A 12436-nucleotide genomic window follows, 5' to 3' on the forward strand; every position below is an offset into this window, starting at 1 on the left:
TTCCGGAATCTGCGAATTTTCTGGGGATGCCATCGCGAGCAAGCTCGCTCCCACAATGGACTTGTATTCACACAACCACTGTGGAGCGAGCCTGCTCGCGATGACGGACTGTCAGTCGCTGAACGTTTTCATACTAAAACGCGACACGAAGATGTCGTAGATCGGAATGTTCGCCCCCTAACAGTGCGTTTCAAGCGCAAATTCGTTAGGCTAGCCGCCATTTTTGCGACCGCAGCCCACAAGGCCGCTACGCGCTAAACGGGTCAGTCCTATGCGGACCGACAGCATTTCCCTCACCCCCATGGGAAATCCCTCTCTAAATTCCGATTCAGTAGTGTGGTATTTCCGTAATGAAAGTGTTGAAAGGCCAGGACATCCTGGCACTTGGCTTTATGACGTTTGCCCTGTTTGTCGGGGCTGGCAACATCATCTTCCCGCCCATCGTCGGTTTGCAGTCCGGGCCTCATGTCTGGATAGCGGCGCTGGGCTTTCTGATCACCGCGGTCGGTCTGCCGGTCATCACCGTGGTTGCCCTGGCCAAGGTCGGTGGGGCCATGGATGCCCTGAGCAGTCCGATCGGTAAAGTCGCCGGCGGTTTGCTGGCCGCCGCGTGCTACCTCGCCGTTGGCCCTCTGTTCGCGACGCCGCGCACCGCGACCGTATCGTTCGAAGTGGGCCTGGCGCCGTTGACCGGCGAAAGCCCATTGGCGCTGTTCCTCTACAGCTCGGTGTACTTCCTGCTGGTGTTTTTCATCTCGCTCTACCCGGGCCGTTTGCTCGATACCGTAGGACGTTTCCTCGCGCCGCTGAAGATTATCGCCCTGGCCGTGCTCGGCATTGCCGCGTTCGCGTTGCCGGCCGGCGATATCGGCGTGGCGACACCGGAATATGTCGCTGCGCCTTTCTCTCAGGGGTTCATCAATGGTTACCTGACCATGGATACCCTGGGTGCGCTGGTGTTCGGGATTGTCATCGTCAACGCCATCCGTTCCCGTGGCGTCGAGTCGCCCGCGCTGATCACCCGTTACGCGATCATTGCCGGACTGATTGCCGGGGTCGGCCTGGCGCTGGTGTACGTCAGCCTGTTCCGTCTCGGTTCGGGCAGCCACGAAGTGGCGGCCGGTGCGACCAACGGCGCGGCGGTCTTGCACGCTTATGTCCAGCACACCTTCGGCTCGCTGGGCAGCGGTTTCCTCGCGGTACTGATCTCCTTGGCGTGCCTGGTGACCGCTGTCGGTCTGACCTGCGCCTGTGCCGAATACTTCAGCCGCGTGCTGCCACTGTCCTACAAGGCCCTGGTCATTATCCTGGCTGCATTTTCCCTGCTGGTGTCCAACCTGGGCCTCACCAAGCTGATTGCGTTCTCGATCCCGGTCCTCACCGCGATCTACCCGCCCTGCATCGCGTTGGTCGCCCTGAGCTTCTGCAAGGACTTCTGGCATGAGCAGGGTCGCATCGTCGGTCCGGTAATGCTGGTGTCGTTCATCTTCGGCCTGATCGACGCGCTCAAGGGCGCAGGTCTGGCGGACTGGATGCCGAGTCAACTGGCACACCTGCCGCTGAGCGAGCAAGGCCTGGCATGGCTGGTGCCGTCGTTCATGACGTTGGTGGTCGCGGTGGTGTGCGACCGCCTGCTGGGCAAACGTGAGGAAGCGCTGGCGTAAGGCACTCACGACGCGCTGCAAGCATCAAAGAAATGCCCGGTATCAATCGATGCCGGGCATTTTTTTATGAAGGGGTGCGGTGCCTTTTCGTTTCCGCTAACGTCGAAGCCCTAAAACACATCACAAGGACCTGCATGTCGTTCATCCACACCAACCTGATCCATATTCTCGCCGCCGTCTGGTTCGTCGTTTGCTGGGGTGGCTACACTCGTTACGCCACGTGGAAAGGTCGCGACACCGCGTGCCTGGCCAGCGTGTTGCACCTGTATCGCGAAGACTGGATGCGCCGGATGCTGCTGCGGGACAACCGCATCGCCGACGCCAGCGTAGTCGGCAACCTGGAACGCAACGCGTCGTTCTTCGCCTCCAGCACCCTGATCATCCTGGCCGGCATTCTTACCGTACTGGGCGCATCGGAAAGGGCGGTGTCGTTGCTGGCGGATATCCCGATGGTGCAACAGGCTTCACAGGGCATGTCGGAGATCAAGTTGCTGTGCCTGGCGCTGGTATTTGTCTACGCGTTCTTCACGTTCAGCTGGTGCATGCGCCAGTACAACTTTGCCGCCATTCTGATCGGTTCGGCACCGATGGTGGGCGAGCGCCACGTCTCGGAGCAGGAACGTAAAGCTTTCGCGGCCCGGGCGGCACGGGTCATCTCGATGGCCGCCAACCAGTTCAACTTTGGCCTGCGTTCCTATTATTTCGGCATGACCATGCTGGCCTGGTTTGTCAGCCCGTGGTTGTTCATGTTGATGAGCGCCGGCGTGGTATTGGTGCTCTATCGCCGGGAATTTCATTCCGACGTTCTCGATGTGATGGTCTATACCCCTACAGAGGCACCCTTGCCCGAAGCCAACAAAGAGGCCGCTTGATGAGTATTCCGTTCTGGTGTGTGTTTATCAGTGCCTTGCTGGTTTACGTGGCCCGCATGCCGGTGGCCAAAGCCATGAAAGAGCAGGGTGGCTACGACAATCACTCGCCGCGACAGCAACAGGCGCAACTCACCGGTTTTGGCGCCCGTGCGTTGGCGGCGCATCAGAACTGTATCGAGGCATTCATTCTGTTTGCGGTAGGGGTGTTGATGGCCCACACCACGCAGACCGCGGGATGGCTGATTGACTCACTGGCGATCATCTTCGTGATCACGCGCGTCATTTACTTACTGTGCTATTGGGGCGATCTCGCCTGGCAGCGAAGTCTGGTCTGGTTAGTCGGGCTAGTGTGTTCATTGCTGCTCATGATTAGTCCGACTTTTAGAACTATTTTGCTCTAACGGGGAAATGACAGGCAAAAGAAAACCCGCACTTGGCGGGTTTTCTTTAATCACGCAAAAACCGATTTAGTTTTTAGGTGCTTCTTTTGCAGCGGCTTCGTTCGATTCAGCCTGAGCTTTGGCAGCTTCGGCGTTTTCTTTCGCTGCGTCGTTCACTTTATCCTGAGCTTTGTTCATGTCTTGCTGAGCTTGCTCAGCATGTTGGTTGGCATCTTGAGCTTTGTCCTCGGATTTTTTATCGCAGGCAGCGAGACCGAGGGAAGCGGTCAACATCAAGGCAATAGCTAAAGTCTTACGCATGGGGTGTTTCTCCTTATGGAAAATATCTACTGGCCTTTCGAGCACACCCATCAGGGTTAAGTTCCTCAATTCGTTCAGATATATAAGATTAATCCCACGGGAACTTTTACCGAATACGCCTAGTGCGATGTCCGAATACTAAGAAGAGTTTTTATCAAATGGCCGAAAACCCCGTTTTTGAGCGTGCGACGCGATTTCTCTCGGCGCTGAGGCACTGTCAGGTACTCGGGCTGCGGGTTCATAGCGCCAGTCACGAAGGACTGACCGTTCTTCTGCCGTACAGCCCGCAAATTGTTGGCAACCCGCAAACCGGCGTGATCCACGGCGGCGCGCTGACCTCGCTGATGGACACGGCCTGTGGCATGGCCACTCTCTGCGTGTTGCCCGAATTCGAAGTCTGCCCGACCCTCGACCTGCGCATCGACTACATGCACGCCGCCGAGCCGCATAAAGATGTGTATGGCTTCGCCCAATGCTACCGGGTGACCACGGACGTGATCTTCGCCCGTGGTTTTGCCTATCAGGACGATCCGGAACAGCCCATCGCCCACGTCGTGGGCACTTTCATGCGCATGGGCAAGGCTGTCAAAGGCACCCAGGGTTTTGGTGGCGTGATTGCTGGAGCGGTGAAATGACCGAGACCTTCAAGGAACAACTGCAACAGGCCCACGAGCAGGGCAACTACGCGTCGCTGTTGCACCTGATTCCCTACGCCAAGCTGATCGGGATTGAATGTTCGCGCGTCGGCGATGACCTGTTATTCCGCCTGCCGGCGAACAAGGACAACATTGGTAACCCTTTACTCCCGGCGATTCATGGCGGCGTGATTGCTGGTTTCATGGAGCTGTCCGCCGCATTGCACTTGCTGATCCTCACCGGCTCGCCAGGCGTGCCGAAGATCATCGACTTCTCGCTGGACTACCTGCGCGCCGGACATTTCCGCGACACCTGGGCCCGCTGTCAGGTGTGCCGTCAGGGGCGCCGAGTGGCGAACGTGGCCGTGACGGCGTGGCAAAGCACCGAAGCCGAGCCGATTGCCACGGCGCGCGCCCATTTCAAAATCGATGAGCCCTTGAAATCCTGATCTCAGCCCCCAACTTTGATGACAACCCGCCGCCGACCCTCAAGGTCGGGGCCACTGCCATCTGATTGGAGTTTGATGACCATGAGTGTGGAAACTCAAAAGGAAACCCTGGGCTTCCAGACCGAGGTGAAGCAGCTGCTGCACCTCATGATCCATTCGCTGTATTCCAACAAGGAAATTTTCCTTCGCGAATTGATCTCGAACGCCTCTGACGCTGTCGACAAATTACGCTTCGAAGCCCTGTCCAAGCCTGAGTTGCTGGAAGGTGGCGCCGAGCTGAAAATCCGTGTGAGCTTCGACAAGGACGCGAAAACCGTCACCCTCGAAGACAACGGTATCGGCATGAGCCGTGAAGACGCGATTACCCACCTGGGGACTATCGCCAAATCCGGTACTGCTGATTTCATGAAACACCTGACCGGCGATCAGAAAAAGGATTCGCACCTGATCGGTCAGTTCGGCGTCGGTTTCTACTCGGCCTTCATCGTTGCCGATAAAGTCGACGTGTTCAGCCGTCGTGCCGGCGCTGCCGCCAGTGAAGGCGTGCATTGGTCGTCCAAGGGCGAAGGCGATTTCGAAGTCGCGACCATTGAGAAAGCCGAGCGCGGCACTCGCATCGTCCTGCACCTGAAGTCCGGTGAAGACGAGTTTGCCGATGGTTGGCGTCTGCGCAACATCATCAAGAAGTACTCCGATCACATCGCTTTGCCGATCGAGTTGCCGAAAGAAGTGGCAGCCGCCGAAGGCGAAGAGAAACCGGCCGTTGAATGGGAAACCGTCAACCGTGCCAGCGCCCTGTGGACCCGTCCTCGCACCGAGATCAAGGACGAGGAATATCAGGAGTTCTACAAACATATTGCTCATGATTTCGAAAACCCGCTGAGCTGGAGCCACAACAAGGTCGAAGGCAAGCTCGAGTACAGCTCGCTGCTTTATGTGCCAGCGCGTGCTCCGTTCGACCTGTACCAGCGCGAAGCGCCGAAAGGCCTGAAACTGTACGTGCAGCGTGTGTTCGTCATGGACCAGGCCGAGTCGTTCCTGCCGCTGTACCTGCGCTTCATCAAAGGCGTGGTCGATTCCAATGACCTGTCGTTGAACGTGTCGCGGGAAATCCTGCAGAAAGACCCGATCATCGACTCCATGAAGTCGGCGTTGACCAAGCGCGTGCTGGATATGCTGGAAAAACTGGCGAAGAACGAGCCTGAGCAATACAAGGGCTTCTGGAAGAACTTCGGCCAGGTCATGAAGGAAGGCCCGGCAGAAGACTTCGCCAACAAGGAGAAAATCGCCGGCCTGCTGCGCTTTGCTTCCACCCAGGGCAGCGAAGGCGAACAAGACGTGGGTCTGGCCGATTACCTGGCACGCGCCAAGGAAGGTCAGGACAAGATTTACTACCTGACCGGCGAGAAATTCGAAGCGGTCAAAAACAGCCCGCACCTGGAAGTCTTCCGCAAGAAAGGCATCGAAGTGCTGCTGCTGACCGACCGCATTGACGAGTGGCTGATGAGCTACCTCAGCGACTTCGACGGCAAGAGCTTCGTCGACGTGGCGCGCGGTGACCTGGACCTGGGCAATCTGGACTCGGAAGAGGACAAGAAAGCCGCGGAAGAAGTCGCCAAGTCCAAAGAGGGCTTGGTCGAGCGTCTGAAAACTGCATTGGGCGATTCCGTCGCCGAAGTGCGGGTATCGCACCGTCTGACCGATTCCCCGGCGATCCTGGCCATCGGCGAACAGGACCTCGGTCTGCAAATGCGGCAGATCCTCGAAGCCAGCGGCCAGAAGGTCCCGGATTCGAAGCCGATCTTCGAGTTCAACCCGGCTCACCCGCTGATCGAGAAGCTCGACAACGAGCAAAGCGACGAACGCTTCGGCGACTTGTCACACATTCTCTTCGATCAGGCTGCCCTGGCAGCCGGCGACAGCCTGAAAGACCCGGCCGCGTATGTGCGCCGTCTCAACAAGCTGTTGGTTGAACTGTCGGTTTAACTGCGCCGCATAAAAAAACCCGCTTCGGCGGGTTTTTTTCATTTTGGGTTTTTGCTTGGCATTCGCGGAGTCACTGACAGCGAAACATTCAAGGCAATTCGATCCGCTCGTTTTCCCCTGGCACTTTCGGCCAATCCCCGGCCGCCCACTTGCGGCGCGCTTCATCGATCGCCGCCGGATCACTGGCCACAAAGTTCCAATTGATCCGTCGCGGTCCATCCAAAGGTGCACCGCCAAACAGCACCGCATGAGCATCACTCTCGGCAAACAGGGTCATTTCTTCCCCCGCAGGCAGCACCACCAATGCATGCGGTTCAATCGGCTCGCCATCGAGCTGCACATCGCCGCTCAAGACATACAGCGCCCGCTCTTCATGTTCGGTAGGAATCAGCAGCGTTGTCGCGGTTTTCAGGTTCAGTTCCGCGTACAGCGTAGGAGAAAGCACCGGCACTGGGGATTCCAGGCAAAAGCCTGACCCGGCAATCATCCGGATCTGCACTCCAAGGTTATCGCTGACCGGCAATGTCGCCGCCGGGTGATGACTGTAATGCCCCGGACCCTGCTCATGATCCTTCGGCGATGCCAGCCAGATCTGCAGGCCGTGCAGGGTGAATCCGCTGTCTTTCAAAGGCTCGGGTGTGCGCTCGACGTGGGCAATGGCGCTGCCTGCGGTCATCCAGCTGACGTCACCGGCTTCCACGACCTGATCGGAACCGAGGCTGTCTTTGTGCTGGATTTTTCCTTCGAACAAGTAGGTGAGGGTCGACAGACCGATGTGCGGATGCTGACGAATATTCATGCCTTTGCCCGCGGGATAGCGGGTTTCAAGCATGTGGTCGAAAAACACGAAAGGCCCGACGCTGCGGCATTTGGCTGACGGCAATGGACGAAGAATCGGTTGGCCCTCGACATCTTCGGCACGAGGGCGGATCACAAGCGGAGAGTTCATGGTGCTTTCCAGGCTGAGCGGGTGACGCATGGAGCATAACCCGCTTGCCTGACCCTTGCCGCTATTGGCTGAAGGCGCCTTCGGACAGATGGGTTTCGATGCTGACGTCGGTGGTGGTCATCAGCTTGTGCACCGGGCAGCGGTCGGCCACACGGTGCAGTTCGTCGCGCTGGGCGTCGGTGAGCACTCCCTTGAGGGTCAACTTGACGTGCAGGGCGTATTTGCCTTTCTGCTCTTCACTGTTGTCGCGTTTGACCTCGACCGTGACACCGGTCAGCGGGATGTCTTTCTTCTTCGCATACATCTTCAGGGTCAGGGCCTTGCACGCGCCGAGTGCGGCGTCGAAGTAATCGTGTGGTCCGGGTGCAGAGCCTTCACCGCCCGCGGAGGTCGGCACATCGGCAAACAGTTCGTGCTCATCGATTTGTACGCTATGGCGAAAACCTTCGGCGGAAACGGTATTGACGGTAACGGTCATGAGGAACCTCGGCAGTAGGAAAAGTCGGTGGGTCAAAAAAGACCTTGAAGTTATAGAGCATTCCTCCGGATACGCGTTCCACTTTCTTGTCGGAGAGGCTCCTGCTGTCCAGGATTCAATTCCTGTCGGTGCTGATTCGAACTTGCTGATTTTCGATACACCCATTGATCGAAGTAATTTGGCGTTTTGATATCACGTTTTGGTCTTACGCAAAATTTCTACGAGCCGATACCTTCCAGGAAAACCAGCTGCAGGTATGATGCAGCGCTTTTTTTGGAAGGAACCAAAGCAATGAGTATCAGAAGTCTCAATATTGCGCCGCGTGCGGGCCTGGGTTTTGGCTTGCTGGCATTGATGGTGTCCGGGTTGGGGGCGTTCGCCCTGCTGCAAATGTCCAACATGCGGGCTCAGTCCGATCAGGTCGACGACAACTGGCTGCCCAGCGTGATGGCGGTCGGTGAAATGAGTCAGGACATGCTGCGGCTGCGGGCCTTGACCATGCGCCTTTTGCTCAACCGCGATCCGCAGGCGCTGGAGCAAAATGTCGGCAAACTCAACGAACTCAAGAGTGTGCTCAACGAAGCGCAGCAGCGCTACGACCGCCTGATCGTGCTGCCGGAGGAGCGTGTGCTGTTTGACCGCTTCAAGGCCTCCGAGCAGAAGTACCTGCAATTTCAAAGTCAGGTGATGAGCCTTTCCGCTCAGGGACGAGTGGACGCCGCGGCGGTGATTCTCAATGGTGAGATGAATCCGCTGGCCGATGACATCACCGTAACCCTTAAGGCGTTGGTGGAACTGAACAAGCACAACGCCAATCTCGCCACCGAGGCGGGGCGCCTGGTGTTCAGCCATTCCCGCATTTGGGTGGGGGTGATGGTCGCGGCGGCGGCGCTGCTGACCATCGGCCTGGCGCTACTGCTGACCCGTAGCATCGTCTTGCCGCTCTCGCAATCGTTGAAAGTGGCCGAGGGCGTGGCGGGTGGTGATCTGACCGGTGAGATCAGCATCATTGGCAAGGACGAGCCGGCGCGCCTGCTGCAGGCGCTCAAAAGTATGCAGCAGAATCTGCGCGACACCATTCGGCGTATTTCCGACTCATCCAGCCAACTGGCCTCGGCCTCGGAAGAACTCAGTTGCGTGACCGAAGACGCGACCCGTGGCCTGCATCAACAGAGCCTGGAAATCGATCAGGCGGCAACGGCGGTCAATCAGATGACGGCGGCGGTGGAAGAGGTCGCGAGCAATGCGGTCGCCACCTCCGAAGCGTCCTGTGAGTCCGACCGGATCGCCCAACATGGCCGCGAGCAGGTGCATCAGACGGTCGTGTCGATTGAGGCCCTGGCCGACGACGTCACCGCCAATGCCTTGCAGGTCGAGGAACTTGCGCAGAAGGTCTATGGCATCAGCAAGGTGCTGGACGTAATTCGTTCGATCGCCGAACAGACCAATCTGCTGGCGTTGAATGCGGCGATTGAAGCAGCGCGGGCCGGGGAGGCCGGGCGCGGTTTTGCGGTGGTGGCCGACGAAGTGCGGGCCCTGGCACACCGGACGCAGCAGTCGACCCGGGAAATCGAACAGATGATTTCAGGCATTCAGCAAGGCACCGACGCTGCGGTTAGCTCGATGCAACAGAGTAATGTGCGCGCGCGCTCAACGCTTGATGTGGCGAAAACCGCCGGTGTCGCGCTGGAGGAAATTGCGTCGGCGTTCACCTTGATCAACGAGCGTAACCTGGTCATTGCCAGTGCTTCGGAGGAGCAGGCCGCGGTGGCGCGGGAAGTGGATCGTAACCTGATGAACATCCGCGACCTGGCGCTGCAGACCTCGGCGGGCGCGAACCAGACCAGTGCAGCGAGCCAGGAGCTGTCGCGGCTGGCGGTGGACCTGAACACGATGGTGGCGCGGTTTTCGGTCTGATTCGCCAGTAACCTTGCACCACAGGTTCTGCGTTTTATCCGGATTTTTTCAAGGTGAAAAAAAGCCCCGCAATCGCGGGGCTTCCTGTGTCGATCCTGATCAGCTGCCTTTGACAGCCTTGCCGTTGACCTTGCCGTCGAGGAGCATGATGTTGTACTCCTTGCCGTCGGTTTCGACCTGTTGCAGGCGGACCAGCAGGTAATCCCAGTCCTTGGCGAACCACAGCACGGTGGTGCGCTTGCTTTGTGTCGGGTCGCGCACGCGCTCGACCTTGATCGCGTCGATCTGGCCGGCCTTGGTGTCGACTTTTTCCGAACCCAGCACGCGGAAGTCATAGGTATCGACTTCGCCATCATCGACCACCTGATAGCTCATGCTTTTCTTGCCGGCGGCGACGTCGTGTTGCAGGGCCAGCTGGTAAGTGGATTTATCGACCATGCCCCGGTTGAGCGGGATCTTGACCGCATCACCGCGATCGGTGCCGGTGACCATCTTGGTGGTCCAGTCGAAATCCAGGTCAGCCTTCTTGGCTTTGCCCAGGCCACCACGTTCGAAGTGGTAGGACTGGGGCAACAGGGTGTCCTTGTCCAGGGTCAGGGTGCTTTCTTCGGTCAGGCTGGCGATCATCATCGAGGCCTTGAAGCTGAGCTTCCAGACGCCGTTGGCTTCCTTGGTCAGGCTACGCTCGGCGGTGCCGCTCATGGGCAACTGCTTCCAGTCGGCGGTGTAGCTGGCGGAGAAGGGTTGAAGTTCCGCTGCCTGCGCGAATGGCAGGGCAAGCAGAGCGCAAGCGAAGAGCAGGGCGCGACGCATAAAATCTCCTAGGTTCGAATCAAGTGGCCGCTGGCCGCGAGTAACTGCCCATCCAGTAAAGCACCTTGTTCATCGAGAGATAAACGACCTTCGGCAAACCAGCGGACGGCCATCGGGTAGATCAGGTGTTCCTGGGTGTGAACTCGCTGCGCCAGACTTTGCGGCGAATCGTGCAACTCTACCGGTATTACTGCCTGTACGACCAGTGGTCCGCCATCGAGTTCCTCGGTGACAAAGTGCACGGAGCAACCGTGCTCGGTGTCACCGGCCTCCAGCGCGCGCTGATGGGTGTGTAACCCTTTGTATTTGGGCAGCAGCGAGGGATGGATATTGAGCAGGCGGCCCGCATAGTGACGGACGAAGTCAGCGCTGAGGATGCGCATGAAACCGGCCAGGACCACGAGTTTGGGATTGAAGGCGTCGATCAGTTCGATCAACGCGGCATCGAAGGCCTCGCGGCCGTCGTAGGCCTTGTGATCCAGGGAGCGGGTGTCGATACCCGCGTCCCTGGCACGTTGCAGCCCGTAGGCGTCGGCGCGGTTGGAAATCACCGCAGCGATGCGGACCGGGCTGTCGCCGGTCCGCGTGCTGTCGATCAGGGCCTGCAAGTTACTGCCGGTGCCGGACAACAGCACCACCACATCACAGGTGTCGGACATTAATGAGCCTTGAGGTTCTTCAGTTCAACCTGTGCCGCGCCTTCGGCAGCGGTGGCGATCTGACCGATGACCCAAGGCTGTTCGCCGGCTTCACGCAGGACATTCAGGGCGGTTTCAACGTGCTCTTGCGCCACGCAGATCACCATGCCGACGCCGCAGTTCAGCACGCGGTGCATTTCGTTTTCGTCGACGTTGCCTTGCTCTTGCAGCCAGTCGAACACGGCAGGACGGGTCCAGCTGGCGACGTCGACCACCGCTTGTGCACCTTTTGGCAGCACGCGCGGGATGTTGTCCAGCAGACCGCCACCGGTGATGTGGGCCATGGCCTTGACGGCGCCGGTGTCCTTGATCAGCTTCAACAGCGGCTTCACATAGATGCGGGTCGGGGCCATCAGCAGGTCGGTCAGCGGCTTGCCGTCGAGCTGGATGTTTTCGATGTCGGCGCCGGACACTTCGATGATCTTGCGGATCAGCGAGTAACCGTTGGAGTGCGGGCCGGAAGACGGCAGGGCGAGCAGGGCATCGCCGGACGCGACTTTCGAGCCGTCGATGATTTCGGATTTTTCCACGACGCCAACGCAGAAGCCGGCCAGGTCGTAGTCTTCGCCTTCGTACATGCCAGGCATTTCAGCGGTTTCGCCGCCGACCAGGGAGCAGCCGGACAGTTCGCAGCCTGCGCCGATGCCGGTGACGACCTGAGTCGCGGTCTCGACGTTCAGTTTGCCGGTGGCATAGTAGTCGAGGAAGAACAGCGGCTCGGCGCCGCAAACCACCAGGTCGTTCACGCACATGGCCACCAGGTCGATGCCGATGCTGTCGTGCTTGTTCAGGTTCAGCGCCAGGCGCAGCTTGGTGCCGACGCCGTCGGTGCCGGAAACCAGCACGGGTTGCTTGTAGCCGGCCGGGATTTCGCAGAGGGCGCCGAAACCGCCCAGGCCGCCCATGACTTCCGGGCGCGCAGTGCGCTTGGCGACGCTCTTGATGCGTTCGACCAATGCTTCACCGGCGTCGATGTCTACACCGGCGTCCTTGTAGCTCAGGGAGGGTTGCTTGCTCATGATCCAGGCCTTTAGGGGGGATTCAGGGGTAACGACCGAGTCCAGTGGGACCGCCGAAAAAACGAAGGGCATGTGCCATGCGCGAATTCAGGGTGCCCGGCTGTCGCCGGTCTGCGAAGGCGCGCGATTTTATCAGGCTTGAGGGGCAGCGGCCATCCTCAGGCCGACCGCAGGGGCATATCGATACAAAAAAACCGCCATTGCCCGTGTTGGTTGCCTCCCGCATGGCTGTATAAGGTATCGCGATTAACCGTC

13 protein-coding genes and 1 pseudogene are annotated in these 12436 nt (G+C 58.8%); 8 read left to right on the forward strand and 6 right to left on the reverse strand.

Annotated features, from left to right (window positions below):
- The first annotated feature begins 350 nt into the window (after window positions 1–350).
- The 3 genes from brnQ to NTD84_RS20365 all read left to right on the forward strand — a co-directional run bounded on the left by brnQ (window position 351) and on the right by NTD84_RS20365 (window position 2937).
- Entirely contained in the window at window positions 351–1664 is a 1314-nt protein-coding gene (gene brnQ, locus NTD84_RS20355; protein WP_262169142.1) for a branched-chain amino acid transport system II carrier protein, read from the forward strand.
- A 134-nt stretch (window positions 1665–1798) separates the two neighbouring features.
- Complete coding sequence (locus tag NTD84_RS20360) at window positions 1799–2536, forward strand: DUF599 domain-containing protein (protein ID WP_262169143.1); 738 nt, start codon at window positions 1799–1801, stop codon at window positions 2534–2536.
- Window positions 2536–2937, forward strand: a complete 402-nt coding sequence (locus tag NTD84_RS20365) for an MAPEG family protein (RefSeq protein WP_262169145.1) — start codon at window positions 2536–2538, stop codon at window positions 2935–2937. The genes NTD84_RS20360 and NTD84_RS20365 overlap by 1 nt, the downstream gene beginning before the upstream one ends.
- A gap of 66 nt (window positions 2938–3003) precedes the next feature.
- Here the strand turns inward: NTD84_RS20365 and NTD84_RS20370 are convergent, their stop codons facing one another.
- Window positions 3004–3237 carry a hypothetical protein gene (locus tag NTD84_RS20370; protein WP_064679026.1) on the reverse strand — a complete coding sequence of 78 codons (234 nt, stop codon included), beginning with the start codon at window positions 3235–3237 and terminating at the stop codon, window positions 3004–3006.
- A 158-nt stretch (window positions 3238–3395) separates the two neighbouring features.
- On the opposite strand from NTD84_RS20370, the gene NTD84_RS20375 reads away from it, so the two are divergent.
- The 3 genes from NTD84_RS20375 (at window position 3396) to htpG (ending at window position 6307) form a co-directional block, all read left to right on the forward strand.
- A complete protein-coding gene (locus NTD84_RS20375) occupies window positions 3396–3872 on the forward strand; it encodes a PaaI family thioesterase (protein WP_262169148.1) in 477 nt (158 codons plus the stop codon).
- Complete coding sequence (locus NTD84_RS20380) at window positions 3869–4321, forward strand: PaaI family thioesterase (RefSeq protein ID WP_262169150.1); 453 nt, start codon at window positions 3869–3871, stop codon at window positions 4319–4321. The genes NTD84_RS20375 and NTD84_RS20380 overlap by 4 nt, the downstream gene beginning before the upstream one ends.
- An 81-nt stretch (window positions 4322–4402) precedes the next feature.
- Window positions 4403–6307 carry a molecular chaperone HtpG gene (gene htpG / locus NTD84_RS20385; protein WP_262169152.1) on the forward strand — a complete coding sequence of 635 codons (1905 nt, stop codon included), beginning with the start codon at window positions 4403–4405 and terminating at the stop codon, window positions 6305–6307.
- Between the two features lie 88 nt (window positions 6308–6395).
- Here the strand turns inward: htpG and NTD84_RS20390 are convergent, their stop codons facing one another.
- Both NTD84_RS20390 and NTD84_RS20395 read right to left on the reverse strand, forming a co-directional pair.
- Window positions 6396–7256, reverse strand: a complete 861-nt coding sequence (locus tag NTD84_RS20390) for a pirin family protein (protein WP_262169155.1) — start codon at window positions 7254–7256, stop codon at window positions 6396–6398.
- A 61-nt stretch (window positions 7257–7317) separates the two neighbouring features.
- Entirely contained in the window at window positions 7318–7734 is a 417-nt protein-coding gene (locus tag NTD84_RS20395) for an OsmC family protein (RefSeq protein ID WP_262169157.1), read from the reverse strand.
- Between the two features lie 291 nt (window positions 7735–8025).
- On the opposite strand from NTD84_RS20395, the pseudogene NTD84_RS30110 reads away from it, so the two are divergent.
- Window positions 8026–8796 (forward strand): annotated as a pseudogene (locus tag NTD84_RS30110) (MCP four helix bundle domain-containing protein); the annotation flags it as partial.
- Window positions 8788–9651: a methyl-accepting chemotaxis protein gene (locus tag NTD84_RS30115; protein WP_410017371.1), complete on the forward strand. Its 864-nt coding sequence runs from the start codon at window positions 8788–8790 to the stop codon at window positions 9649–9651. The pseudogene NTD84_RS30110 and the gene NTD84_RS30115, both read left to right, overlap by 9 nt.
- 99 nt (window positions 9652–9750) lie before the next feature.
- Here NTD84_RS30115 and NTD84_RS20405 read toward each other — a convergent pair whose 3' ends face one another.
- Genes NTD84_RS20405 through purM form a run of 3 tightly spaced genes read right to left on the reverse strand, consistent with a single transcriptional unit; the run spans window position 9751 to window position 12181 of the window.
- Window positions 9751–10464, reverse strand: coding sequence for a DUF3108 domain-containing protein (locus NTD84_RS20405; protein ID WP_262169159.1), 714 nt, complete (start codon window positions 10462–10464; stop codon window positions 9751–9753).
- An 8-nt stretch (window positions 10465–10472) separates the two neighbouring features.
- Entirely contained in the window at window positions 10473–11123 is a 651-nt protein-coding gene (gene purN, locus NTD84_RS20410) for a phosphoribosylglycinamide formyltransferase (RefSeq protein WP_262169161.1), read from the reverse strand.
- Window positions 11123–12181, reverse strand: coding sequence for a phosphoribosylformylglycinamidine cyclo-ligase (gene purM, locus NTD84_RS20415; protein ID WP_262169164.1), 1059 nt, complete (start codon window positions 12179–12181; stop codon window positions 11123–11125). The genes purN and purM overlap by 1 nt, the downstream gene beginning before the upstream one ends.
- Window positions 12182–12436 lie beyond the last annotated feature (255 nt).

It is taken from the genome of Pseudomonas sp. 14P_8.1_Bac3 (assembly GCF_025466085.1).
Taxonomy (GTDB): domain Bacteria; phylum Pseudomonadota; class Gammaproteobacteria; order Pseudomonadales; family Pseudomonadaceae; genus Aquipseudomonas.

What these genes read in the sequence shown, in the direction of transcription:
- NTD84_RS20365 (WP_262169145.1), top strand. Translation starts at nt 2,536, where the DNA reads ATGAGTATTCCGTTCTGGTGTGTGTTTATCAGTGCCTTGCTGGTTTAC.
- NTD84_RS20395 (WP_262169157.1), bottom strand. Translation starts at nt 7,734, where the DNA reads ATGACCGTTACCGTCAATACCGTTTCCGCCGAAGGTTTTCGCCATAGC.
- NTD84_RS20370 (WP_064679026.1), bottom strand. Translation starts at nt 3,237, where the DNA reads ATGCGTAAGACTTTAGCTATTGCCTTGATGTTGACCGCTTCCCTCGGT.
- NTD84_RS20375 (WP_262169148.1), top strand. Translation starts at nt 3,396, where the DNA reads ATGGCCGAAAACCCCGTTTTTGAGCGTGCGACGCGATTTCTCTCGGCG.
- brnQ (WP_262169142.1), top strand. Translation starts at nt 351, where the DNA reads ATGAAAGTGTTGAAAGGCCAGGACATCCTGGCACTTGGCTTTATGACG.
- NTD84_RS20405 (WP_262169159.1), bottom strand. Translation starts at nt 10,464, where the DNA reads ATGCGTCGCGCCCTGCTCTTCGCTTGCGCTCTGCTTGCCCTGCCATTC.
- htpG (WP_262169152.1), top strand. Translation starts at nt 4,403, where the DNA reads ATGAGTGTGGAAACTCAAAAGGAAACCCTGGGCTTCCAGACCGAGGTG.
- NTD84_RS20360 (WP_262169143.1), top strand. Translation starts at nt 1,799, where the DNA reads ATGTCGTTCATCCACACCAACCTGATCCATATTCTCGCCGCCGTCTGG.
- NTD84_RS20390 (WP_262169155.1), bottom strand. Translation starts at nt 7,256, where the DNA reads ATGAACTCTCCGCTTGTGATCCGCCCTCGTGCCGAAGATGTCGAGGGC.
- purN (WP_262169161.1), bottom strand. Translation starts at nt 11,123, where the DNA reads ATGTCCGACACCTGTGATGTGGTGGTGCTGTTGTCCGGCACCGGCAGT.
- NTD84_RS30115 (WP_410017371.1), top strand. Translation starts at nt 8,788, where the DNA reads ATGCAGCAGAATCTGCGCGACACCATTCGGCGTATTTCCGACTCATCC.
- purM (WP_262169164.1), bottom strand. Translation starts at nt 12,181, where the DNA reads ATGAGCAAGCAACCCTCCCTGAGCTACAAGGACGCCGGTGTAGACATC.
- NTD84_RS20380 (WP_262169150.1), top strand. Translation starts at nt 3,869, where the DNA reads ATGACCGAGACCTTCAAGGAACAACTGCAACAGGCCCACGAGCAGGGC.